Source organism: Cellvibrio sp. KY-YJ-3, from assembly GCF_008806955.1.
GTDB lineage: Bacteria > Pseudomonadota > Gammaproteobacteria > Pseudomonadales > Cellvibrionaceae > Cellvibrio.
In genome coordinates this window covers 3,263,861-3,286,910 of the sequence record NZ_CP031727.1, presented here as the reverse complement: position 1 = coordinate 3,286,910, position 23,050 = coordinate 3,263,861, and the positions used below count along the sequence as shown (strand labels likewise).

22 protein-coding genes are annotated in these 23,050 nt (G+C 47.6%); 14 read left to right on the top strand and 8 right to left on the bottom strand.

Translation table 11 applies throughout. The annotated features are described in order from the left end of the window. Positions 1 to 137 precede the first annotated feature (137 nt). Entirely contained in the window at positions 138 to 2,351 is a 2,214-nt protein-coding gene (locus D0B88_RS13875; protein WP_151057884.1) for a TonB-dependent siderophore receptor, read from the top strand. Between the two features lie 27 nt (positions 2,352 to 2,378). Here the strand turns inward: D0B88_RS13875 and D0B88_RS13870 are convergent, their stop codons facing one another. The 3 genes from D0B88_RS13870 to D0B88_RS13860 all read right to left on the bottom strand — a co-directional run bounded on the left by D0B88_RS13870 (position 2,379) and on the right by D0B88_RS13860 (position 5,075). Beyond that, positions 2,379 to 3,344, bottom strand: coding sequence for a sulfite exporter TauE/SafE family protein (locus D0B88_RS13870; RefSeq protein ID WP_007641472.1), 966 nt, complete (start codon positions 3,342 to 3,344; stop codon positions 2,379 to 2,381). A 133-nt stretch (positions 3,345 to 3,477) separates the two neighbouring features. Continuing rightward, complete coding sequence (locus tag D0B88_RS13865; RefSeq protein ID WP_007641470.1) at positions 3,478 to 4,452, bottom strand: GGDEF domain-containing protein; 975 nt, start codon at positions 4,450 to 4,452, stop codon at positions 3,478 to 3,480. A gap of 5 nt (positions 4,453 to 4,457) precedes the next feature. Beyond that, on the bottom strand, positions 4,458 to 5,075 hold the full coding sequence (locus tag D0B88_RS13860) for a hypothetical protein (protein WP_007641469.1): 618 nt from the start codon (positions 5,073 to 5,075) through the stop codon (positions 4,458 to 4,460). 305 nt (positions 5,076 to 5,380) lie between these two features. Between D0B88_RS13860 and D0B88_RS13855 the strand changes: the two genes are divergently transcribed. The 6 genes from D0B88_RS13855 to D0B88_RS13830 all read left to right on the top strand — a co-directional run bounded on the left by D0B88_RS13855 (position 5,381) and on the right by D0B88_RS13830 (position 13,017). Then, positions 5,381 to 7,447 carry a M3 family metallopeptidase gene (locus D0B88_RS13855; RefSeq protein WP_151057883.1) on the top strand — a complete coding sequence of 689 codons (2,067 nt, stop codon included), beginning with the start codon at positions 5,381 to 5,383 and terminating at the stop codon, positions 7,445 to 7,447. 68 nt (positions 7,448 to 7,515) lie between these two features. Beyond that, positions 7,516 to 9,147, top strand: coding sequence for a peptide ABC transporter substrate-binding protein (locus tag D0B88_RS13850; RefSeq protein ID WP_151057881.1), 1,632 nt, complete (start codon positions 7,516 to 7,518; stop codon positions 9,145 to 9,147). Further along, a complete protein-coding gene (locus D0B88_RS13845; RefSeq protein ID WP_007641461.1) occupies positions 9,147 to 10,082 on the top strand; it encodes an ABC transporter permease in 936 nt (311 codons plus the stop codon). Before D0B88_RS13850 ends, D0B88_RS13845 begins: the two co-directional genes overlap by 1 nt. Further along, entirely contained in the window at positions 10,082 to 10,972 is an 891-nt protein-coding gene (locus D0B88_RS13840) for an ABC transporter permease (protein ID WP_151057879.1), read from the top strand. Before D0B88_RS13845 ends, D0B88_RS13840 begins: the two co-directional genes overlap by 1 nt. A 3-nt stretch (positions 10,973 to 10,975) precedes the next feature. Next, positions 10,976 to 12,589 carry an ABC transporter ATP-binding protein gene (locus tag D0B88_RS13835; protein WP_151057877.1) on the top strand — a complete coding sequence of 538 codons (1,614 nt, stop codon included), beginning with the start codon at positions 10,976 to 10,978 and terminating at the stop codon, positions 12,587 to 12,589. A 17-nt stretch (positions 12,590 to 12,606) separates the two neighbouring features. Further along, positions 12,607 to 13,017 carry a hypothetical protein gene (locus D0B88_RS13830; protein ID WP_191966439.1) on the top strand — a complete coding sequence of 137 codons (411 nt, stop codon included), beginning with the start codon at positions 12,607 to 12,609 and terminating at the stop codon, positions 13,015 to 13,017. Positions 13,018 to 13,091: 74 nt separating this feature from the next. On the opposite strand, the gene lpxH is transcribed toward D0B88_RS13830, so the two are convergent. Together lpxH and D0B88_RS13820 are read right to left on the bottom strand one after the other, a co-directional pair. Beyond that, positions 13,092 to 13,814, bottom strand: a complete 723-nt coding sequence (gene lpxH / locus D0B88_RS13825) for a UDP-2,3-diacylglucosamine diphosphatase (protein ID WP_151057875.1) — start codon at positions 13,812 to 13,814, stop codon at positions 13,092 to 13,094. 1 nt (position 13,815) lies between these two features. Beyond that, positions 13,816 to 14,310 carry a peptidylprolyl isomerase gene (locus D0B88_RS13820; RefSeq protein ID WP_007641451.1) on the bottom strand — a complete coding sequence of 165 codons (495 nt, stop codon included), beginning with the start codon at positions 14,308 to 14,310 and terminating at the stop codon, positions 13,816 to 13,818. A gap of 111 nt (positions 14,311 to 14,421) precedes the next feature. Here D0B88_RS13820 and tmk point away from each other — a divergent pair, with 111 nt between their 5' ends. After that, the gene (gene tmk / locus D0B88_RS13815) at positions 14,422 to 15,045 is read left to right on the top strand and encodes a dTMP kinase (protein ID WP_151057873.1); all 624 of its coding nucleotides are present in this window, start codon (positions 14,422 to 14,424) and stop codon (positions 15,043 to 15,045) included. A gap of 28 nt (positions 15,046 to 15,073) precedes the next feature. Here tmk and D0B88_RS13810 read toward each other — a convergent pair whose 3' ends face one another. Further along, positions 15,074 to 15,712 carry a pseudouridine synthase gene (locus D0B88_RS13810; protein WP_151057871.1) on the bottom strand — a complete coding sequence of 213 codons (639 nt, stop codon included), beginning with the start codon at positions 15,710 to 15,712 and terminating at the stop codon, positions 15,074 to 15,076. 96 nt (positions 15,713 to 15,808) lie between these two features. Between D0B88_RS13810 and D0B88_RS13805 the strand changes: the two genes are divergently transcribed. The 4 genes from D0B88_RS13805 (at position 15,809) to D0B88_RS13790 (ending at position 18,803) form a co-directional block, all read left to right on the top strand. Next, the gene (locus D0B88_RS13805; RefSeq protein ID WP_151057869.1) at positions 15,809 to 16,834 is read left to right on the top strand and encodes a DNA polymerase III subunit delta'; all 1,026 of its coding nucleotides are present in this window, start codon (positions 15,809 to 15,811) and stop codon (positions 16,832 to 16,834) included. A 70-nt stretch (positions 16,835 to 16,904) separates the two neighbouring features. Beyond that, on the top strand, positions 16,905 to 17,258 hold the full coding sequence (locus D0B88_RS13800) for a PilZ domain-containing protein (protein WP_007641447.1): 354 nt from the start codon (positions 16,905 to 16,907) through the stop codon (positions 17,256 to 17,258). A gap of 80 nt (positions 17,259 to 17,338) precedes the next feature. Continuing rightward, positions 17,339 to 18,130, top strand: a complete 792-nt coding sequence (locus tag D0B88_RS13795) for a TatD family hydrolase (RefSeq protein ID WP_151057867.1) — start codon at positions 17,339 to 17,341, stop codon at positions 18,128 to 18,130. Positions 18,131 to 18,185: 55 nt separating this feature from the next. Next, positions 18,186 to 18,803 (top strand): dUTP diphosphatase, encoded by a 618-nt coding sequence (locus D0B88_RS13790; RefSeq protein ID WP_151057865.1) that lies wholly within the window; start codon positions 18,186 to 18,188, stop codon positions 18,801 to 18,803. Here the strand turns inward: D0B88_RS13790 and D0B88_RS13785 are convergent. After that, entirely contained in the window at positions 18,757 to 19,146 is a 390-nt protein-coding gene (locus D0B88_RS13785; RefSeq protein ID WP_151057863.1) for a YkgJ family cysteine cluster protein, read from the bottom strand. The two genes, D0B88_RS13790 and D0B88_RS13785, sit on opposite strands and share 47 nt — an antisense overlap. Before the next feature lie 261 nt (positions 19,147 to 19,407). On the opposite strand from D0B88_RS13785, the gene D0B88_RS13780 reads away from it, so the two are divergent. After that, positions 19,408 to 20,874 (top strand): dihydrolipoyl dehydrogenase, encoded by a 1,467-nt coding sequence (locus D0B88_RS13780; protein WP_151057861.1) that lies wholly within the window; start codon positions 19,408 to 19,410, stop codon positions 20,872 to 20,874. Between the two features lie 181 nt (positions 20,875 to 21,055). Further along, the gene (locus D0B88_RS13775; protein WP_007641441.1) at positions 21,056 to 22,039 is read left to right on the top strand and encodes a malate dehydrogenase; all 984 of its coding nucleotides are present in this window, start codon (positions 21,056 to 21,058) and stop codon (positions 22,037 to 22,039) included. Between the two features lie 70 nt (positions 22,040 to 22,109). Here the strand turns inward: D0B88_RS13775 and D0B88_RS13770 are convergent, their stop codons facing one another. Then, the gene (locus D0B88_RS13770) at positions 22,110 to 23,039 is read right to left on the bottom strand and encodes a D-hexose-6-phosphate mutarotase (protein ID WP_225318373.1); all 930 of its coding nucleotides are present in this window, start codon (positions 23,037 to 23,039) and stop codon (positions 22,110 to 22,112) included. Between the last annotated feature and the right edge of the window lie 11 nt (positions 23,040 to 23,050).

Genomic DNA, 23,050 nt, shown 5'->3' with positions numbered 1-23,050 from the left:
GCCTGAGAGAGAAGTTGATATTTTTGTTAACCATAATGATAATAATTAGCATTCGCATTTTAGGTTGCGAGATTTTCCCCCGTCAAGGAAAAACGTGCCAACAAACTTCTCTCCCCCCGCTATAAGGATCTCCATTAATGTTTACGAAACGCATACTGGCGCAGGCAGTAGCTACGCTGTTCGGCTTGGGTTTTAGCTTCACGGGTCTTGCGGCTGATGCAGACGTGCAAGCCGAACCGTTGCTTAAAGGCAGCAAAAAATCTGGCACTGGTAACGTATCAATTGAAGAGGTGATGGTGACCGGTAGTTACACCACGCGCTCTATGAACGGTGCAACCGGGCTTGAGATGAGCCTGCGTGAGACCCCCCAAACTGTCACCATCATGACCAGCCAGATGATTGAAGACAAAGCGTTGGTGGACATGGAGCAGGTGCTTGACCATGTTCCCGGTGTTAGCAAAGTGGGTGATGCCTCTGAGTACAGCATGGTATTCGTGCGCGGTTTCCAGTTGGATACCGGCGTGCAAGTGGATGGCATGATCACCACCCCCGCCAATTCAACTTATTCCGGCGACCTGAGCCAGAGTATTGATCCGGTGATTGCTGAGCGTATTGAGGTCTTAAAAGGTGCAGCCGGTATTTTAGGTGGGCAGGGTGAGCCGTCAGCGACGGTGAATATGATCCGCAAGCGCCCGACGAGCGACTTCAAATCCTCTGTTTCTGTATCGGGCGGAAGTTGGGATAACTATCGCACCGAGGGCGATATATCGGGCGCTTTAAACGAGTCCGGCAGTGTGCGTGGCCGTATTGTAGGCGCTTATCTCGATGGCGATTCCTATATTGACCGTTACACGCGCGATAAATCGGTGATTTACGGCGTTATCGAAGCCGATCTTTCAGAGCAAACCACCGTCGCGCTATTGGCCGATAACACAGAAGTCAACGCCAGTGGTGTTTATAACTGGAGCTCCAATCCGGCGTTTTATACTGACGGCACGCTGATCGACCACGAGGTTTCTTACTCCACTGGCCAGCCATGGGCGCACCGCAACATCAAACAAAGCAGCGTGATGCCAGAGCTAAGGCACGATTTTGGCAACGGCTGGACAGTCAAAAGTAACTATCGCTACGCGACTGCATCGCAAGACGTAAGCAACGCAAACTTCGGTTCCTTTGTCGATAAGGTTACTGGCGCCTTTGTTGATCCCTGGTCGCCCCGGCCGACATCACTGCAATCGGATCGCGAATCCGATACCCAGAGTTTTAATCTGATGGTCAACGGTGATTTTGTCCTTTTTGAACGCGATCACGATGTGGTTTTAGGGCACAGCTACAGCAGTAATGAATTCACTATGTATATGTCGACGACTTACGTCGAGTCGCTCAATTTTTATGTTGAAAGTACGCCACCAGCACCTGATTACTCACAATCACACCGTCGTTACGGCAACCTTGAAGAGGGCACTCAATCGGGCACCTTTGGGACTGTGCGCTTTAACCTTGCCGACCCCTTGAAGGTAATGGTGGGTGGTCGTGTAAGCGACTGGAGTTATAAAAACACCGATCTGATTGGCGGTGCTGCGACCAAGCGTAGTTCTGAAAATAATGTTGTCACGCCCTATGCCGGACTAGTGTATGACTTGAGTGATGTTATGTCGGTTTACACTAGCTACACCGGTATTTTCTTACCGGTCAGTCAATACGGTGCGGATGGAAACATATTGGAACCTACCGAGGGTACTAATACTGAAGTCGGTATCAAGCTGGCGTTTTTCGACAATGATTTAAATATTTCTGCGGCGGCGTATCGCGCCAATAAAGACAATGTTTCTGAATATGCCAACTTGGGGCAACTACCCAATGGCAGTTATATCTACGAAAGTATCGATGGTATTAAGACCGACGGTTATGAGATTGAGATTGCCGGCGCCTTGAGTGAACAATGGAAGATCAGCGGTGGCTATACCCATAACGAAGCAGAAGATAAGGAGGGCAACCCGCGTCAGACGTACATCCCGAATGAAATGTTCAAGATTACCCACAGCTATACCTTTACGGATACTTGGGATGGCCTAACCTTGGGCGCCAGTGCGCGGTGGCAGAGCGATTCCTATTACAACTCCAGCATCGCTGCCAGCGTCAGTACAACGGGTGAACCTATTGATGTCAGACAGGAACAGCCGTCCTATTGGTTGGTCGATGTTATGGCGCGTTATGCATTGAATGAGTCGCTATCGGTCTCACTCAATATCGATAACCTGTTCGACGAATTCTACAATCGCTCCATGTGGGGTTATGCCGATTTTGGTGAGCCGCGCAGCGCAACATTGGGCATGAAATATAGGTTTTAAAGCAGTTGGTTTTTGTGAGCGCACTTATTAGCCGATAAGTGCCTTATAAAGATTAAACACCGATATCCCGCTAATCAGTAATCCCACCAAAATCAGTAAAGTCCTGGTCGAGAACTTTTTGCACGCATAGGCGGCGAAGGGGGCGGCGAATAATCCGCCTACAATCAACCCCGCGACCACATGCCAGATGGTTTCATCAACGAGAATAAACAGTGATGCGGCGCTGGTGAGCGTCAGAAAAAATTCAGCGAAGTTAACCGAGCCAATTGTGGTGCGTGGATCATGGCCGGTACCGACCAATGTAGTAGTCACTACCGGCCCCCAACCGCCACCGCCTGAGGTATCCACAAAACCGCCCAATAACGCGAGTTTGGCAACATGCTTGGGTTCACCTTTGCGCGTGGCAATATGTTTGCGAAACGCTTTGCTCAGCACGTACATACCCATCAACAATAAATACACGGTGATAAAGGGTTTCAAGGTGTCGCCGTCAATTTGAGTGACGAGCAGTGCACCGAGCAGGCCGCCGACAATGCCGGGAATCAATAAACGTAAAAATAATTTCTTATCAACATTGCCGAATTTGGCGTGGCTTATACCTGATATGCCGGTGGTAAAAACTTCTGCCATATGCACCGAGGCGCTCGCCAATGCCGGTGATGCGCCGGTCGCGAGCAGAAAGCTGGTTGAGGTGAGGCCATAAGCCATACCCAATGCGCCATCGACTATTTGCGCCAACAACCCCACCAGTAAAGCATTCCAAAACATGGAGTCATTGAGTGTGGTTTTGATGGTAGTAACGCCTTCATCCCAGCTGCTGCCAAATACCTGTGCTGCGCCCAAAGCGACAAGGCCAATAAGTGTCAGTATCGCAAACCATACTGCGGTGCGGATAATTGGGTGGAGGGGAATTTGTTCTACAGGAGGAATGCCGAGTGCTTCATGTTCCTGGTTGATGGCGTTATCGGATAGGTCGAGGTCACGAATTTTCATTCAAGCGTATTTCCATTCCAGTGTTGGGTGAGCGCATCCTATTGAGATGCCACCGGTTTGAGAAATATCGACTTGTTATCAGCTTATAACATCTGGTCCAGGGAATAAGGTTATTGCCCCTTGCCAGGAAAACTCAGGGGAGCAGGGTAACCCGGTTTCTCCCTCCCTCTTTGGAGCGGTAAAGGCCTTGGTCTGCTTTTTCGATCCAGTGACGATGATCGTGCAAGTCCTGATTCAGCTCTGCCACGCCCATGCTAACGGTAAACTGAATTACGTGTCCCTCCGCGTAAATGGTAGATTCTTCGATGGTTTTTCGCAGGCGTTCGGCAAATACACAGGCACCATCGCCATTGGTGTTGGTCAGGATAATGCCAAATTCTTCGCCGCCGTATCTACCGGGAATATCCAGATCGCGGGTGTGCTCCCGGATGGTTCTACTGACGGCGCGAATAGCTTCATCGCCTACTGTGTGGCCGTAGGTGTCGTTAATTTTTTTGAAGTGATCGATATCCAGCATAATCAGGCTGGAAGGTTGTTCATACCGGTCAAAACGTTTGAACTCTTGAATTAATCTCAACTCCCAGTAGCCACGATTAAATAAACCGGTCAGGTGATCAGTGCGGCTGAGGTTTTGCAGTTGTTTGTTAGCTTGTTGTTGTGCGAGTTTATTGACGGCGGTGTCGGTGACATCATAAATAATCAGGCAGATGTGACGCGCGACTCCATTGGTATCCAGTAGCGGGATAATGCTGCTATTTTGGTACATAAATTCAGCGGTGCCGGTAATAGGGCGATAATGCGGAAAGCGAAATAAATAAGGTCGCTGCTCCCAAGTAGTAAACGCAGTATTTTGAAGTACAAAAACGGATTGGGCTTTATGTTTGAACCAAGCTTCCGGGAGTTCAGGAAATGCTTCAAATAAGCTCTTACCCAATACTTTCTCTGGGGCTTTACCGCTGTGGTTTTGCATAAAACTATTCCACACATCGATGGTATAGTTTTCGTCCATTACAACGAGCCCGACATCAATATTTTGCAAAATGTCCATTTGCCAATGAACATCGTCGAACAGCTTGTTTGAATCTTTATTTTTCGCCATCGGTGTCATTCAACCTAATCAAGTAGGTAGTCGAGTTTTTCGGTTAAGCCCGAGATTGAGTGCTCGGCAACCACTAACAATAAGTCGCAATTAATTTTGTGATCTTCAATGGCGTAATTTATCTCTACCACCAATGCCTGTTTCCATTTCATATTATTATTTTGTAACAAGTCGGTAATGTTGCAGTGTTGCCCCAGTAGCATGGGTGGGCCAAAACTGAAATGGGTATCCAACTGTTCGGCAAGTCCGCGCAGGCAGGCTCCGTTAAGCACATTAGCGGTATCCATCAGTAATTCGTATTGCGCTTGTTCATCCGGTACTTTGTCGTATTTCAGCAATCGCGCCAGGTCGTTGAAGTCGGTACCGTGAAAGATCAACATGGCTTCACCTGCGATTCCACCGCCAATAAATCCCTGGCATACACCATGAACTACATCGTTGTGATTTTCGCGGTTGAGTGATTGAAGCGCCATGGCGATATCGGTTGGGTTTAATACGCTGACGTGAGGAATGGACAGCACCACAAATACATCCAGCAGGCGAGCCAAATGGGAGCCGGCTTGGCCCATGGCGACGTTGGTAATCTCTTGCAAACAGTCGCGCTGGTCTTCAGTAAGCAGGTATTCAGGCATAGTTTCGATCTTGTTATACGCATCTGGAGGATTAATTCAAGCTTAGCAGCAATCTGTAGCTTTGTTGCAAAAGATCCCGGCAGTGAAAAGCAAAGGTTTTCGGCTTCTTGCCAAGCCTGAACCAGGCTGATTTTTTATACTCTAAGTGTCTATCGGCTATGGTTTTTTAGGCTCTTTGTTTGTGGTGGAAAGTGTACTACCATGCCCTGAAGGTAGGTTGGCTGGCGTTGTCGATGGTATTGTCGATCGTGCGCTTTCTTGAATAATAGTTAATAGAGGCAATTATGAGTCGATGCAAGGTTATCTTGACGAACATCTGTGCATTTAATCCGCTTGGCTTTCTCAAGCCGGTTTCTGTTCTGGCACTGGGGCTGGGGTTCCTAACTGGTTGCAGTCCAAGCCCAACAGAAAATAGTTCATCCTCTTCCTCTACTGCGCCTATCGCATGGCAGCAGCCAACCGATAAAGTTGCCGCAGACTACCTTGAAAATTGCCAAGCTGATCACAGTCAAATCCTGGAGCAAATGAAGGCGTTTTCTGTTGAATCAAAACGCTATGAAGCAAAAGAATTGCTCTCGGCAATTAACAATATAGACCTGCTATTAGATAAACAAATGAGTTTGGCGAGCCTCTACGCCAATGTGCACCCCAACGAAGCCGTGCGTGTTAGCGCTGAAGAATGTGAGCAAAAATTTGTAGAACTGATTAGCGAAATTAGTTTGTCGCGCCCACTTTACAATCATTTGGTGGCGGTAGATAACCAAGGGTTGGATGCGCTGGATAAACGTTTTCTCGAACATTTATTGCGCGACTTTAAACGCGCCGGTGTTGATAAAGATGAAGCAACCCGTAACCGCATTAAAAAACTGAATGAAGAAATCAATTTAATTGGTCAGAGTTTTGATAAAAACATTCGCGATGGCGCGCGCCAGCTGGTATTGGATTCTGTCGATGACTTAAAAGGTTTGCCGCAGGATTATATCGACGCTCACAAACCGAATGATGAAGGCAAAATTGTTCTCACAACGGCTTATCCTGATTATGTTCCCTTCATGCAATACGCTGAAAGCGACGAGCTGCGCAAACAGTTCTACATTATTTTCCGCCAGCAAGCCTACCCTGAAAACAAAGCAGTCTTACAAAACCTGATTGAAAAACGCCATGAACTGGCAAAAGTTCTCGGCTATGAAAATTTCTCGGCGTTTGTCACAGAAGATAAAATGATTGGTTCGCCCGCTAACGCGCAAACTTTTATCGATAAAGTGTCTGGCGTTGCAACTCCGCGTGCAGAGCAGGAATATCAACAACTATTAGCTCGCCTGCAAAAAATAGATCCTACGGCGACCCGTGTTGCTGACTGGCAAAAAATGTACGTAGAAGATCTGGTAAAAAAAGAACAATACCAAGTTAACGCACAAGAAGTACGTCAGTATTTTCATTACGACAAGGTTAAACAGGGTATTTTTGACCTTGTACAAGCAATGTTTGGGGTGACCATCCGCCCGTGGCAAACGGACGTGTGGCATGAATCGGTAAACGCGTTTGAAATAGTGGAGGGTGATAACGTTATCGGGCGTTTTTATCTGGATATGCACCCACGTACAGGCAAATATAAACATGCCGCCGCCTTTTCTGTTGTAAACGGTATTGAAGGTGTTCAATTACCTGTTGCTGCCTTAGTGTGTAATTTCCCCGGTGGGGATGGCAGTTCAGGCCTAATGGAACATGCTGACGTAGAAACTTTTCTGCACGAGTTTGGTCATTTGTTACACGGCATTTTTGCGGGTACCAACCAGCGTTGGATGTATTTTTCCGGCATTAAAACTGAGTGGGATTTTGTGGAAGCACCTTCGCAAATGTTGGAAGAGTGGGTGTGGGATGCTGAAACACTTGCTAGCTTTGCACAAAACGACAAAGGTGAAGTTATTCCGCCGGCACTGGTAGAAAAAATGATCGCTGCAAGGGATTTTGGCCGCGCCATGTGGACCAAGCATCAACTGTTTTATGCAGCCCTGTCATTGGGCCTCTACAACAATGATCCGGCGGCGCTGGATTTGAATGAGGCGATGAAAACAATCCAATCAACTTATTCTCCATTTGGTTATGTAGAAGATACCTACTTTTACGCCAGCTTCGGTCATCTCAATGGCTACTCCTCAATTTATTACACCTACATGTGGTCGCTGGTGATCGCTGCTGACATGCACAGCGAATTTGTGAAGAAAGGCTTGCGCAACCCTGAACTGGCAAACCATTTCCGTAAAACAGTACTCGAACCCGGTGGAAGCAAAGATGCAGCTGAATTGGTGCAGGATTTCTTGGGGCGCCCTTATAGTTTTGATGCGTTTGCGAAAGATTTAGCGACTGAGTAAAGAGAAGCCCGCACTGCAACCCCAGTGCGGGCTTTGTGGTTCATGCCTTACTTGACATTGGTTTTCTTATGAAATCTGCATTAAAAGTTTATCTTGTGATCGCCTTGAGTCTTTCTTTATTGTCATGCGGTGATCGGAAAACGTTGGTTGATATTGGTACGGAACAACAAATACTTCACATAGGGAATGGCACTGAGCCCGCCGAAATTGACCCCCATACAACGACAGGTATGCCTGAATACCATTTGCAAATGGCCTTATTTGAAGGCTTGGTTTCTAAACATCCTGAAACATTGGAAATTGTGCCTGCGGTTGCCGAACGATGGAGCATTTCTGAAGATGGTTTGGTGTATACCTTTCATATTCGCCCAACTGCAAAATGGTCAAATGGTGAGGCATTAGTTGCTGAGGATTTTGTTTTGTCCTGGCAGCGCGCGCTTTCAGTGGCTTTGGGTAATCAGTACGCCAGTATGCTTTACTGCATTAAAAATGCTGAAGCCTACCATTCAGGAAAGATTACAAATTTTTCTGAGGTTGGGGTGAAGGCAATTGATGAACATACATTGCAGGTCATTTTGGAAAACCCAACACCCTACTTTTTACAAATATTGGACCACCATAGTGCTTATCCTGTCCATGTGCCTACGCTGCGCAAATATGGTCGCATGGATGAAGCCGCTACACGCTGGACGCGCCCCGAAAATTTTGTAGGTAATGGTCCTTTTATTATCGAAGAATGGACTCCGGGAAAAGTGTTTTCCGTTGTACGTAACAATAATTATTGGGATTCTTCTACCGTTAAGCTAAATAAAATTAATTTCTATCCTATCGATCAAGCATTGGTTGAGGAGCGAATGTTCAAAGCAGGGCAGTTGCATAAAACTGAAACTATGCCCAGTACTAAAATTGAGCGCTATCGCGAGAAAAATTCTGCTCAATACAAAGGGAATTTATATTTCGGTACATATTATTATGCGTTTAACGTGACACAAAAGCCTCTAAATGACGTGCGTGTGCGCAAGGCACTTGCTTACACAGTTGATCGCGAGGCTATAACTAAAAATGTTACTCGCGGCGGGCAGTTGCCTACGTATGCACTCACACCGCCTGATACATTGGGCTATACACCTAATGCTAAAATGACCTATGACATTGAATTGGCGCGCAAGCTACTGGCTGAGGCAGGCTATCCCGATGGAAAAGGTTTCCCTAAATTAGAATTGGTTTATAACACCAGTCAGGATCACCAGAAAATTGCAGTTGCCATTCAACAAATGTGGAAGAAAGCGTTGAATATTGATGTCTCGTTGCAAAATCAGGAGTGGAAGGTTTTTTTGAGCAATCAACAATTGCTCAATTTTCAAATTGGACGACGAGGTTGGATCGGTGATTACATAGACCCGTACACCTTTCTTGAGCTGTTTATGACTGGCGGTGGGAATAACAATACTGGATGGGGTAATGCACGCTACGATGAGCTCATGCGCCTTTCAACATCCGCTAAATCTCGCGATGAGCGTTATGCCTATTTCCAAGAAGCCGAACAAATTCTTGTGGATGAAGCGCCAATTCTTCCCATCTACAACTACACCACTAATTATTTACTCTCGGAAGATGTAAAAGGTTATTTCCCCAATACTATGGATTATCACCCCTACAAATATATGTATTTGGAAGCCAGCAATAAGGGGGGCGAATAATGTTGCGATTTATTATTCAGCGCAGCCTACAAGCCATTCCCGTTTTGTTGCTGGTGGCAACAGTCACTTTTTTTATGATCAGAATGGCTCCCGGAGGCCCTTTTGATGCAGAGCGCGCAGTACCTCCAGAAGTACTTAAACATTTAAACGAGCGCTATCACCTTGATGATCCCTTATGGAAGCAGTATTTAGATTACATGGGTAATTTACTGCAGGGGGATTTTGGCCCTTCTTTTAAATATCCAACCCATACCGTAAATGACTTAATTGCAGCGGGTTTTCCCGCCACGGCGGAGCTATCGCTTTATGCAATTTTATTTGCACTAGTGGTGGGGCTTGCAGCCGGTATTTTTGCGTCCTTAAAAAGCAATACGCTGCAAGATTACATTCCCATGTCTGCTGCAATGATTGGTATTTGTATGCCGACTTTTGTGCTCGGGCCAATACTTTTATTGGTATTTGGAATCTGGTTGGGATGGTTGCCAGTAGCCGGTTGGGGGCAAATTGCGGGGGATAAAATTCTTCCCTCCATCACGTTGGGTTTTGCTTATGCAGCTTATATAGCGCGTATCAGTCGTGGTGGCATGCTGGATGTGTTGTCGCAGGATTATATTCGCACCGCAAAAGCCAAGGGTTTATCGACGGCGCGTATCGTATTTGTACATGCGCTGCGCGGGGGCATTACACCGGTTATTTCATTTCTTGGGCCAGCCATTGCGGGTTTGCTCGCTGGGTCATTTGTGGTTGAGTCTATTTTTCAAATTCCGGGGCTTGGGCGTTTTTATGTCATGGCGGCATTTAATCGCGATTACACGCTAATTCTCGGCCTAACCATTTTCTTCGCTTTTCTTATTGTGCTGTTTAATTTGCTGGCCGATATTGCGTTGGTCTGGTTAAACCCAAAAGTGCGTCAGGATCTTGGGGGTAAACAATAATGTCGGTTAATAGCTTGCCAGTTGAATTACTGGAGTCAGAAAAAGGGCGCTCTCTCACCCAGGATGCAATCGCCCGGCTCAAAAAAAATAAAATGGCAATGATTGGTCTGTTTATCATTTTGTTTATGGTTATCATCGCACTACTTACGCCGTGGATCGCGCCTTACAGTTACGAAGAGCAAAATTTGGACCTCGGTGCTTCTGCTCCATCCGCGGCGCATTGGTTGGGTACGGATACACTTGGGCGCGATCAACTCACGCGCATTATGTACGGCAGCCGCATTTCATTGATGGTGGGCTTTATTGCAACGGCAGTCGCACTTACGATTGGTGTGCTCTGGGGCGCAATCGCCGGTTTTATTGGTGGCCGTGTTGATGCCGTGATGATGCGTATTGTCGATGCACTTTATGCTTTGCCGTTTACCATTTTTATTATTTTACTTACCGTTATTTTTGGTAGCAGTATGTTGCTATTGTTTTTGGCGATTGGTGCTGTTGAGTGGTTGACCATGGCGCGTATTGTGCGCGGGCAAGTGCTTAGCATTAAGCGACAAGAATTTGTTGAGGCGGCAATCTCCATGGGTTTATCGCCATGGCGGATTATCACTCGCCACTTAATTCCCAATGTGCTCGGGCCAGTCATCGTATACACCACGCTGACTATTCCCAGTGTGATTTTGTTGGAATCATTTCTTAGCTTTTTAGGTCTCGGTATTCAGCCACCAGCCAGTTCCTGGGGGTCATTAATTTCTGGCGGTGTGGAGACTATGGAGGAATATCCATGGTTACTTATCTTTCCCGGTTTAGTGCTAACTATCACGCTATTTTCTCTCAACTTCCTCGGTGATGGTTTGCGTGATGCGCTTGACCCACGAGCCTCCAAGGATTAAGTCATGAGCCAAGAAACATTATTAGCGGTTGAAAATTTGCGCGTGGTATTTAATACCCGCAATGGGCAAACAGTAGCGGTTGAAAATCTACACTTCTCACTCAAGGCCAGTGAGGTGCTTGGTATAGTGGGCGAGTCGGGTTCAGGTAAATCTGTAGCCTGTTATAGCTTGCTAGGGCTCATTCCTATGCCACCGGGAAAAATTGAATCTGGTCGTGCGTTATTTCATGGACAAGATCTGTTGCAAATGAGCGAAGCCGAGTTGCGTCAGGTTCGCGGCAATAAAATCGCCATGATTTTTCAAGATCCAATGACCTGTCTTAATCCAAACATGCGCATTGCGGATCAACTAACCGAAGTGTTATTACAACATAAAGGGGTAAGTAAACAGCAGGCGCTTGAAAAGGCGATTGCTACGCTGCATGAAGTAGGTATTCAAGATGCAGCCAAACGTATACACGAATATCCGCACCAATTTTCCGGCGGTATGCGCCAACGCGTCATGATTGCGATGGCGTTATTGGCTGAGCCGGAGTTGTTAATTGCCGATGAACCAACCACGGCACTGGATGTTACGGTACAAGCACAAATTCTCACCCTCATAAAACAACTGCAACAAACACGCAAGTTGGCAGTTATTTTTATCACCCATGATTTGGGCGTGGCTGCGCAAATGGCTGATCATGTATTGGTGATGGAAAAGGGTAAGCTGGTAGAGCAGGGTACTGCAGTGGGAATCTTTAAAAATCCTACACAGGAATATACGCGCAAATTATTGAGTGCGGTGCTGACTACCGCCAAACCGGTTCCAAGTGCTGTGCAACCGAATGAAGCGCCACTGCTGGAAGTTAAAAAATTACAGGTTGGATTTCCTCACAGAGTTGGTGCTATTTTCAGAAGAGTAACTCGCTTTGCGCGCGGTGTGGATGATGTGAGCATTACTATTCGCCGTGGAGAAATTTTGGGTTTGGTGGGTGAATCCGGCTCAGGGAAATCAACCTTGGGGCGCAGTATTGTTCGCTTGGTGGATGCGCAGTCCGGGGAGATTGTGTTTAACGGTAAAAATCTTCTTGCTGCAACTGAAGCGGATTTCAGTAGTGTCCGCCCGCAAATTCAAATGATCTTTCAAGACCCCTATGCATCGCTTAATCCGCGTATGACAGTATTTGATACTTTAGCTGAACCACTGTTAGTGCATAAGCTGGCCACTCAGGCCACCGTGCTTGAAAAAGCAAAAGAGCTAATGGATGACGTCGGGCTGGATCGTCGGTTTATTCGCAAATATCCCCATGAGTTTTCCGGCGGTCAGCGTCAGCGTATCGCTATTGCTCGTGCTATTGCATTAAAACCGCGATTGATTATTGCCGATGAGCCAGTCTCGGCACTCGACGTGACTATTCGTGCACAAATTCTCGCCCTGTTATTGGAGCTAACTCAAAAACACAATTTAACCATGTTGTTTATTTCCCACGACATGTCGGTAGTACGTTACTTGTGTGACAGGGTAGTTGTAATGCAGAAAGGTAAGTTGATAGAGGAAGGTGAAACAGAGCAATTGTTTGCATCGCCACAGCAAGAATACACCCGTCACTTACTAGCAGCGATTCCAACGTTATAGACCTGAAAGGATTTTTTATGAATCAGCCAGACGATAAACCCCAAGTTCCCGCTCCACAAACGAATAGTCCACAGAATGTGAATACACCAAAAACTGCATCACGCTCTGTTAATTGGCCGCTCGGTTTGGCTATTGTTGTGATTGGTGGCTTGTTGTTGGCGCGCAACCTGGGCTATGAATTATTCTTTTTGGATTTTCACAACTGGTGGGCATTTTTTATTTTGCTTGCTGCCATTGGGCCACTACAGCAGGCATTCAGTTTTTATCGCAAAGAGGGGCTGGGCGTTGCTGTAGCCAACTCACTAGTGTCAGCGGGAACAATTGTGTTTGTCGCGCTGATGTTTTTGCTGGATCTTTCATTTTGGACTTGGTGGCCGCTGTTTGTAATTGTTGCTGGGCTTTACATGATGACAAGTCGCAGCCGTTAAACTTTCAACCAGAGTGGTTGTGTGACCTTTTGCTTAAAAGGCTTGGTTATTTAAAGCTACAATAAATTAGTTTTTTAAATCTCCCAGCTTTTTAATTCCATACCATTGCTGTCGGCCCTGATGCACCAGGCAAAATCATGCCAATCGCCCAGCACAATGCGCTCTGCAGGACGGTTGTTAGCCAACAGCTTATGGCGTGCAGGGCGGTGAGTGTGGCCGTGAATCATAACTTGTACTTTTGCCTCTTCCATCTGTTTAACTACTTCGGCCGGTGTTACATCCATTATATCTGCCGCTTTCAGGCTATTCATACTTTGACTTTTATCACGCAGTTGCGCTGCTAACGCACGGCGTGCGGCAAGTGGCTGCGCAAGCACTTGTTGTTGCCATTGTGCGCTGCGAACCATTGCTCGAAATGCTTGGTAATCTTTATCGTCGGTGCAGAGCGCATCGCCATGAACCAGTAGCGTTGCTGTGCCATATAAATCAATAACGGTGCCTTCGGGGATAATTATCATGCCCGATTTTTTGGCGTAGCTATCGCCTAATAAAAAATCCCGGTTGCCATGCATAAAATAAATCGTGACGCCATTCCGGGTAAGTGCAAGTAATTCATTCGCTACTTGTTGCGGAAGCTCAGCGTCATCATCGTCGCCAATCCAGGCGTCAAAAAAATCACCAAGGATATAAAGTGATTCGGCGTTAATTGCTTGCGTATGCAAAAAATGAAAAAACGCCCGCGTGATCTGCGGGCGTGATTCGTGGAGATGTAAATCTGAAATAAACAGTGTGTACATATTATTCAGCGATAGTGGCGCTTTGAATAATAACGGCTTCTTTAGGTACGTCTTGATGGAAACCTTTGCTGCCAGTTTTTACACCTTTGATTTTGTTTACCACGTCCATGCCATTAACAACTTTACCAAACACACAGTAGCCCCAACCGGATGCATTTTTGCCTGAGTGATTGAGGAAGCTGTTGTCTTTTACGTTAATAAAGAATTGCGCGGTGGCGCTGTGCGGATCATTGGTGCGCGCCATAGCCAAAGTGCCGGTCAGGTTTTGCAGGCCATTGTCAGCTTCGTTCTGAATCATTTCACGGGTTTCTTTTTGTTGAAAATCTTCCGTAAAACCGCCACCTTGGATCATAAAGCCATCAATGACACGATGAAAAATAGTGCCGTTATAAAAGCCTTCTTCTACATATTGTTTAAAGTTGGCTGCGGTCTTGGGCGCTTTATCAAAATCCAGTTCAATAACGATATCGCCGTAGTTAGTGTGTAATGTGATCATGGTGAATCTCCCTTGAGATTTAGAGGGTGGTGCTGGAAAAAGCCGGTATGATACGCGCTCCCCCAAGGGGAAGGAATGCGTAAGTTATTAAATTTAAGATCAGAGAGAGTTATGCAACGCGGCAAATTTCTTACTATAGAAGGCACCGAAGGTGTCGGGAAGAGTACCAACCTGGCCTTTGTGCGCGATTGGTTGGAGGCCAAGGGTATTGAGGTAATTGTTACCCGCGAACCCGGCGGTACGCCTTTGGCAGAACAGATTCGCCACCTATTGCTTAGCAAACGTGATGAGCCAGTGGATGAGACGGCAGAACTCTTGCTGGTATTTGCCGCCCGTGCCCAGCATTTGGCACAGGTGATTAAGCCGGCGCTTGCGCGCGGTGCATGGGTATTGAGTGATCGTTTTACCGATGCGACCTACGCTTATCAGGGCGGTGGGCGCGGTTTGAGTAAATCAACCATCGAGCAGCTTGAGCAACTGGTGCAGGGAGATTTACGGCCTGATTTAACCTTAATTCTGGATATAGACGTTCAGCTTGGGCTGGATCGCGCTCGTCAGCGCGGTGAGTTGGATCGATTTGAGAGCGAAACTATCGTCTTTTTTGAGCGGGTTCGCGCCGCTTATCGCCAGCGCGCTTTGGCGGCACCAGGGCGCTACACCTTGGTGGATGCGGGACAACCCCTGAGTGAAGTTCAAACTGATATAGATAAAGTGCTATCGGCGCTGCTGAATTAACTGCTTGCCCCGCTGCATTAACAAGAAACTAAAACGCAGCCGGAGCTTCCATTCGTAATGGATTGCCAGTGATAGGGTGGTCAAACCATAGCTCCTGGGCGTGAAGTAACAGGCGCGGAGATTTGGCCAGTACATCGGCGGGTGCATAAAGTCCATCGCCCAGCATTGGGTGCCCAAGGCTCAGCATGTGCACGCGCAACTGATGGGTTCGTCCACTAACTGGTTCAAGCAGAACGCGGGTGGTATTGGTGTCGCTATGGCGCTCTAATACTTTGTAACGGGTATGGGCTGATTTGCCACTTTCAAAACACACTTTTTGCAACGGGCGATTGGGCCAATCGCAAATCAGCGGCAGCGTTATCTCGCCCTCATCCTCCGCCACCAGTCCCTCGACTACTGCCACATAACGCTTGTGAATATCGCGTGCCTCAAACTTATGGGTAAGGTTTTTCAACGTGAGGTAATTGAGGGGGAACATCACAATACCGGATGTACCTTGGTCCAACCTATGCACCACGCGGGCGTTAGGGTTGAATTTCAGTGCGCGATTGTAAAGGCAGTCTTGCTTATCAGGGCCTTTACCGGGTACGCAGAGCAGCCCTGCCGGCTTGTTCGCAATGAGCAAATCCTCGTCAAGGTAGAGAATGTCGAGCTGGGAATCGGTCATTGGCTGGCCTGAGGCTGAATTAAGCGGGCGCGGATTATCGCAAATTTGCTAAGCTTGCCCAATCTTTTATTCGTTTTGCTATTTTCGAGTAGTTTCATGAGTGATTTCCCGATTCATCCTTACCCTTGGCAATTACCTGAGTGGCAGCAGTTAGTGCAGCAACATGCCGCCCAAAAGCTGCCCCATGCCATGATGTTTGCCGGGCCGCGCGGCATTGGTAAGCGTCATTTGGCCGATGCCTTGGCGCAGCTTTTGTTGTGCGATGCGCCCATTGAAGGCACTGCTTGTGGTAAATGCCGCGGCTGTGAATTGAATAAAGCCCATACCCATCCGGATCTGGTTTGGTTGGAGCCAGAAGAAGCGGGGAAGGCAATCAAGGTTGATCAGGTGCGTGAGTTAACCGAATCGCTCAGTAAAACTGCCCAGCAGGGCGGTTATAAAGTGGTCATTATCGAACCTGCTGAGGCGATGAATGGCAATGCGGCTAACGCGCTATTGAAATCTTTGGAAGAGCCGGCAGCAAATACCTTGCTGGTATTAATTGCGCACAGCCCCAGCGCAGTGCTGCCCACCATCCGCAGTCGCTGCCAATTGCGTAAATTTCCCATGCCGCGCAGCGAGCAGGTTATTCGTTGGTTATCACCGTTGTTGGTCGGCAGCAATGCCACACCAGAAAGCCTTTTGGCTGCGGCGCGTGGGTCGCCTTTAACTGCGCTGGCGTTGCTGCAGGGGGATGCACTGGAGCAGCGTGAACAGACACTACAATTATTTACCCGCTTAAGTTTAGGGCAGGTGTCGGCGATAGAGGTGGCTGCTCAATGGCACGGCGGTGATGTACAAGGGCTGGTGGAATGGTTGCTCAGTTTGCTGCATAGCATAGCTCGCTGGAAAGCTGGAGCTGATGATGCGCAAATGCAGCACACACCAGTAGAGCTGCGCGAACGATTAAACCATCTGAATTTACCGCTGTTGCATCGCTATGTTGAAAAATTGATGCTCTCCAAAAAGCAACTTCTCAGCGGTGCAAATCCCAATAAGCAATTGTTATTGGAGGAATTATTGCTCGATTGGGGTGCCTTATTGCGCGCCAGCACGAATCGCGCAATGGCGTCTGGACACTAGTCAGCTAATCTATTAGTGTTCGATCTCATTGGCGCTCGTGTAGTTAAAAAAACGACAAACAGGATCAGTTATGCAACCGATTGGTGGTGGTGCCCGCAACGGCATACTTTCGTTAACGATCAAAGACAAGGCCGTACTTTATGCCGCATACATGCCATTCGTAAAAAATGGCGGCATGTTTATCCCGACTAACAAGACCTATAAATTGGGCGACGAAGTATTTATGTTGCTGAGTTTAATGGATGAGCCGGAGAAGATTCCGGTTGCCGGCAAAGTCGTCTGGGTAACACCAAAAGGTGCCCAGGGAAACCGGGCGGCGGGAATCGGTGTGCAGTTTAGCGATCAGGATAATACTGCTATCAACAAAATCGAAAATTACCTCGCTGGCATGCTCAGTTCAGACAAACCTACGCATACCATGTAAAATTCTTTACTCTTGATATGCGCAAAGCCAGGTCATGCCTGGCTTTGCTATTTTTATCGCCCGTACTTCTGTGAGTTGCCATGTTAATTGATTCCCACTGCCACCTTGATCGCCTAAAGCTTGATCCCTATGGCGGCGATTTAAGTGCTGCTATTGCCTCCGCCCATGAGCGCGGTATTCAACAAATGTTATGTATCGGTATTAGTTTGGCGAACATCCAAACGGTGATTGATATTGCTCAGGCGCATCCACGTGTAGTCGCGTCAGTTGGTGTTCATCCCTGTGATGTGAAAGAAGGGGCGGCAACTGCAGAGCAATTAATCAATTGGGCATCACAACCCAAAGTGGTTGCGCTAGGTGAAACGGGTTTGGACTATCACTACGAAACCGAAAGTAAAGATATCCAGCACGAAAGTTTTGCGTTGCATTTGAGCGTTGGTAAACAAATTGGTCTGCCCATTGTGGTGCATACCCGCGAAGCCAAAGCCGATACCCTTGCCTTGATTAAAACGCACGGCAGCCTTGAACACAGCGGTGTGCTGCATTGTTTCACCGAAGATTGGGATATGGCCAAAGCCGCGCTGGATCTGAATTACTATATTTCGATTTCCGGTATTGTCACGTTCAAAACGGCTGAACAAATCCGTGATGTGGTGCGCAATATGCCAATCGATCGGTTGTTGGTGGAAACGGATTCGCCGTACCTCGCTCCAATTCCTTATCGCGGCAAACCTAACGAGCCGAAATACGTGCGCGAAGTTGCGCAGTTTGTGGCAGATGTACGCGGAATTCCGCTGCAAGAACTTGCGGAAAAAACGACCGAAAATTTTTATCGTTTGTTTAGTAAAGCGAAACAGTATTTGCCAGCTTAAAAACTCCGTCGTCATCCTCGCGTAGCGGGGATCCAGCTTTTAAAAGAGAAACAACATGAACGCCCAACAAATTAAAATCATGCTCGAACTGCAAGATGCAATGAATACCAAGGTGAATGCCAATTGGAAACAACAAGGCTATGAATGGTATCGCGCCATATGGGTGGAGTGTGCCGAGTTGATGGATCATTACGGTTGGAAATGGTGGAAAAAACAATCGCCCGATACCGAGCAAGTGGCATTAGAGCTGATTGATATCTGGCACTTTGGTCTGAGTATTTTGCTGCAGTCCGGCGCCGCTGTAGACGACATTGTTGCGCGCCTGCAAGGCGAGTTAGTTATTGCGACAGATGAACAAGATTTCCGTCTTGATTTGGAAAAGTTTGTCGCTGCTACTTTAGCCGATCGCCAATTTCACATCGGTTTATTCGCACGCTTAATGGCAGGTGTGGATATGAGTTTTGAGCAGCTCTATCGCGGTTACGTTGGTAAAAATGTACTCAATTTCTTCCGTCAGGATCACGGTTATAAAGACGGCAGCTACCGCAAGCACTGGCATGATGGCCGGGAAGATAATGAGCATTTGGTCGAAGCTGTGCTCAGTTTAGACGTGACCAAAGTTGAGTTCAAAGACGAGTTATATAAAGCATTGGCTCTGCGCTATCAAGAGTAAAACTTGATGAAGGATGCACTGGAGGCAATCCATGACGCGCACGCGCACGCGTGCAGGCTTCGTTTGGTTTGCCTTCTTCATCCAAAATATTAAATTCGCGGCAAGTGCTTGAGCGATTTTCATAGATGCTACAGCTAACCGCTGAACCCACATCCCCTGTCAATGCAGTACAGCGAGCTGGATTGGTTTCTGTTCCCTTCATACAGGCATGGTGCGGACTGATCTGTACTGTCAGTTCATCAGGGACCAGACCGCCAGTACTCTGACATTCACCCCAATAAAAAGACACGCGAAAGTGGGCACAGCAAGCCCCACAGCTAAGGCACGGCGATTCCTGACTCATTTAAATTCACACAAAGGGTTTTTAGGTAGGGAGAATCCCTGACTGCTCAAGAGAACTCTTGATGGGTGCTGATTGTGCTGCATCGGTTGAAATTTTCAAGTGGTTAAGGAAGCTTTATTTTTGCTCATTGAATCACCATCCGGCACTTGGCGTTTTTGTCGCTGTTAAATAGGGAGTGAATCACATGATTGGTTAACGATTGAAACCAAATCTCGTTTGATCCGTCAGATCCATACAGTTTGTAAAAAAGGAGTAAAGGGTATGACTGCACGTAAAGTTGATATTGCAATTATTGGCGCAGGTACAGCAGGGTTAAGTGCTTATCGCGCCGCCAAAAAATACACCGATAACCTTGTGCTTATTGAGGCGGCCCAACATGGAACCACCTGCGCTCGAGTCGGGTGTATGCCAAGTAAATTGCTGATTGCAGCTGCTGAGTATGCCCATCATGGTCAGCAAGGCGATATTTTTGGTGTGAGTTATGCGCCTCCGGTTATTAATGGCGCGGCGGTAATGCAGCGAGTGCGTAGGGAGCGTGATAGATTTGTAAATTCTGTAATTGAATCCGTTGATGAGTTTCCTGACAACCACAAACTTAATGGTTATGCAAAATTTGTCTCGCCAACAGAATTAGAGGTAACACAAGCAGGTGGCAACAGCATAAAAGTAGATGCAGCGCGCATTATTATCGCGACGGGTTCTTCGCCATTCATTCCCAATTTTCTAACAACTGCCGGGAAACGCGTAGTAACAAGTGACGATCTTTTTGAATGGCAGGATTTGCCATCATCAATTGCAATTTTTGGCCCGGGCGTCATTGGTTTGGAGCTTGGTCAAGCATTAAGTCGATTAGGTGTCAGGGTAGTACTTTTTGGTCGGAGTGGTGAGCTTGCAGTAATTCAGGATGCGGCTATCAGTCACTATGCCGATATAGAATTTAATCGCGAGTTTTATTTGGACCTGAATGCGGAAATTAAAACTGTTCGGGAAGAAAAAAATGCCATAGCGATTGAGTATCGCCATCGCGAAAAAGGCATGATTGAAGAAACGTTTAATTATGTATTGGCAGCAACAGGTCGTCGTCCGAATATCGAAGGGCTGGCACTGGAAAATTCGGGCCTGGAATTGGATGGCAAGGGGACTCCTCTTTATAACCGCTATACCGGCCAATGTGGAAACTCTTCCATTTATATTGCCGGTGATGCCTCTAGCGATGTTCCTTTGTTGCATGAGGCGGCGGATGAAGGGCGCATCGCCGGTGGGAATGCAGGCCGCTCTTTACGCAACCCGGATGACATTCGCGCTGGTACTCGCCGCACGCCGTTGAGTATTGTGTTTACGGATCCGCAAATCGCCAGTGTTGGGCAGAATCTGGAATCCGTGAGGAAAAATTGTAGTAATTGTTATGCCATCGGTGAAGTCAGTTTTGAGAATCAGGGACGAGCCACCGTCATCAATAAAAACCGCGGGTTATTGCGTGTGTATGGCGAGCAGGGGAGTGGGTTACTGCTGGGGGCTGAAATGTTTGGTCCGGCGGCAGAGCATATTGCTCACCAACTGGCATGGTTTATCCAGTTGCGGTTAACCGTGCAGGAGGTGTTAGAGTTGCCGTTTTATCATCCCGTTCTTGAGGAGGGGGTGCGAACAGCGTTACGCGATTTACATCAAAAATTGCACATGGGTAGTGCAACGGGGAATTCCTGTCTGGATTGTGGGCCCGGTGCTTGAGTGGGGGGCAGGGTGTAAATATCCAGTTAATCTCGCGAATCTCTCTCATTTAGTGTGATTCTTGGGGTGAATTTTTCACCCAAATGCCTATAATGCTCGCCCGTCTTATCAGTAAAACCCAGGCACACAATGCCGAACTTTCGTTTCCTTCCAATATCACCCGAATAAATGGAGTCTCATCGTGAAAGCACCTGTAAGAGTTACCGTCACTGGCGCCGCAGGCCAAATCAGCTACTCATTGTTGTTCCGCATTGCCGCTGGCGACATGTTAGGTAAAGATCAACCCGTTATCCTGCAATTGCTGGAAATCACCCCGGCACTGAAAGCGCTGCAAGGTGTAGCCATGGAATTGGACGACTGTGCATTCCCATTGTTGGCTGGCATTGTGACCACTGATGATCCAACTGTAGCTTTCAAAGATACTGATTACGCGCTGTTGGTAGGGGCACGTCCACGCGGCCCAGGTATGGAGCGTAAAGATTTGCTGGCTGCTAACGCCGCAATCTTCTCGGTGCAAGGCAAGGCAATCAATGACCATGCCTCACGCAACATCAAAGTATTGGTAGTTGGCAACCCCGCAAACACCAATGCCCTGATCGCCCAGCGCAACGCACCGGACATTAACCCACGTCAATTTACTGCAATGACCCGTTTGGATCACAACCGTGCACTGTCACAGTTGGCGACCAAAACCGGCACCAGCATCAACAACATTACCAAGGCATTGATCTGGGGCAACCACTCATCTACCCAATACCCAGACCTGCACAACACTTTGGTTGATGGCAAACCAGCACTGAGCTTGGTAGATCAAGCTTGGTACGAAGCAGATTACATCCCAACCGTACAACAACGTGGTGCTGCCATTATTGCTGCGCGCGGTGCTTCGTCGGCTGCTTCTGCTGCTAACGCAGCAATCAACCACATCCGCGATTGGGCGTTGGGTACTCCAGCAAACGATTGGACCAGCATGGGTGTATACAGCGACGGCTCTTACGGCATTGAAAAAGGCCTGATCTACTCATTCCCCGTTGTGTGCAAAAACGGTGACTGGGAAATCGTACAAGGTTTAGATATCAATGAATTCTCGCGTGCTCGCATGACCGCTACCGAGAAAGAATTGCAAGAAGAGCGCGATGCAGTAAAAGAATTGCTGCCTGCGTAATTAGCAATTAACTAAAAAAATGCCGCTGTTTTGCGAAAAACAGCGGCATTTTTTTATGGGCACTTAATAATTAAACTTGTTTGAATTCCATCCACGCACTTTTGGTGGTGCCAGCGGTTAAGTGCCATTTTTCACTGAGCACAGCGCCGCGCTCAACGCAGATATAAAACTGCTCCTGAGCTTCGCCAATATCGGCAATTTTCGCGGCGGCTTCCTGACCAGGATTCCACACTACAACGCTGGGGCAATCGCTGTGAGTGATTTCAATGGAAGGCGAGCCACTGATGCGAACGCTGTTATCGATAGCGGGATAAACGCGATCTACGGGTCCAGTAAAACTGACATCACCAGATTGATGTTTTGCTGCGTAGTTTTCAAAGTTGTCTAAATAAGTGCGCTCAGCCAAGCCGAGCACCTGCACATCAGTTAGCGAGCTGATGCGATGGTAGTTGTGCATGGCCCAGCTGCAGTCAAAGTCTTCGGTGTCGGTATTGTTGATAGTTAATTCAAGTTTGGCGCTGGTCCCCAGTGTGATACGCAATTCGGCGGAAAAATCGTAAGGGAACAATTCATTCGCGTCGCTCAGGAATAAAAATTCCAGCTCAACAGCGCCATCACTCAACAGATGCGCTTCCCCCAATTCCCAAAAATTATTGCGGGCAAATCCATGTTTGGGTTTGTCCGGGTAGGCTTGATTGACCCCAAACCAAGGCAAGCACAGTGGAACACCGCCGCGCAGAGCGACGCCGGGGGTAAAGTCGCAATTGGGGCTCAGCCAGAGTAGAGGGTCGCCCTCGGTGGTTTTAAATTCGAGTAAATGGGCACCTTGCAGGGAGATAACTGCACTGCACAGGGCGGTTTCCACGATGAGAAGTGGCAAGCCTGCGCCCATGGCATTGGGGTAGTGCGCATTGCTAGTGGTGAGACGTAAAAAGTCGGTTTTGGCAACGAGTTGTTCAAGGCGCTGGGTGCTTGCGGCATCGGGTGTATTAATGTGCATGGAGGCTACCA

Excerpts from the sequence above, each read along its gene's own strand:
- D0B88_RS13875 (WP_151057884.1), top strand. The coding sequence starts at position 138 with ATGTTTACGAAACGCATACTGGCGCAGGCAGTAGCTACGCTGTTCGGC.
- D0B88_RS13870 (WP_007641472.1), bottom strand. The coding sequence starts at position 3,344 with ATGAAAATTCGTGACCTCGACCTATCCGATAACGCCATCAACCAGGAA.
- D0B88_RS13865 (WP_007641470.1), bottom strand. The coding sequence starts at position 4,452 with ATGACACCGATGGCGAAAAATAAAGATTCAAACAAGCTGTTCGACGAT.
- D0B88_RS13860 (WP_007641469.1), bottom strand. The coding sequence starts at position 5,075 with ATGCCTGAATACCTGCTTACTGAAGACCAGCGCGACTGTTTGCAAGAG.
- D0B88_RS13850 (WP_151057881.1), top strand. The coding sequence starts at position 7,516 with ATGAAATCTGCATTAAAAGTTTATCTTGTGATCGCCTTGAGTCTTTCT.
- D0B88_RS13845 (WP_007641461.1), top strand. The coding sequence starts at position 9,147 with ATGTTGCGATTTATTATTCAGCGCAGCCTACAAGCCATTCCCGTTTTG.
- D0B88_RS13840 (WP_151057879.1), top strand. The coding sequence starts at position 10,082 with ATGTCGGTTAATAGCTTGCCAGTTGAATTACTGGAGTCAGAAAAAGGG.
- D0B88_RS13835 (WP_151057877.1), top strand. The coding sequence starts at position 10,976 with ATGAGCCAAGAAACATTATTAGCGGTTGAAAATTTGCGCGTGGTATTT.
- D0B88_RS13830 (WP_191966439.1), top strand. The coding sequence starts at position 12,607 with ATGAATCAGCCAGACGATAAACCCCAAGTTCCCGCTCCACAAACGAAT.
- lpxH (WP_151057875.1), bottom strand. The coding sequence starts at position 13,814 with ATGTACACACTGTTTATTTCAGATTTACATCTCCACGAATCACGCCCG.
- D0B88_RS13820 (WP_007641451.1), bottom strand. The coding sequence starts at position 14,310 with ATGATCACATTACACACTAACTACGGCGATATCGTTATTGAACTGGAT.
- tmk (WP_151057873.1), top strand. The coding sequence starts at position 14,422 with ATGCAACGCGGCAAATTTCTTACTATAGAAGGCACCGAAGGTGTCGGG.
- D0B88_RS13810 (WP_151057871.1), bottom strand. The coding sequence starts at position 15,712 with ATGACCGATTCCCAGCTCGACATTCTCTACCTTGACGAGGATTTGCTC.
- D0B88_RS13805 (WP_151057869.1), top strand. The coding sequence starts at position 15,809 with ATGAGTGATTTCCCGATTCATCCTTACCCTTGGCAATTACCTGAGTGG.
- D0B88_RS13800 (WP_007641447.1), top strand. The coding sequence starts at position 16,905 with ATGCAACCGATTGGTGGTGGTGCCCGCAACGGCATACTTTCGTTAACG.
- D0B88_RS13795 (WP_151057867.1), top strand. The coding sequence starts at position 17,339 with ATGTTAATTGATTCCCACTGCCACCTTGATCGCCTAAAGCTTGATCCC.
- D0B88_RS13790 (WP_151057865.1), top strand. The coding sequence starts at position 18,186 with ATGAACGCCCAACAAATTAAAATCATGCTCGAACTGCAAGATGCAATG.
- D0B88_RS13785 (WP_151057863.1), bottom strand. The coding sequence starts at position 19,146 with ATGAGTCAGGAATCGCCGTGCCTTAGCTGTGGGGCTTGCTGTGCCCAC.
- D0B88_RS13780 (WP_151057861.1), top strand. The coding sequence starts at position 19,408 with ATGACTGCACGTAAAGTTGATATTGCAATTATTGGCGCAGGTACAGCA.
- D0B88_RS13770 (WP_225318373.1), bottom strand. The coding sequence starts at position 23,039 with ATGCACATTAATACACCCGATGCCGCAAGCACCCAGCGCCTTGAACAA.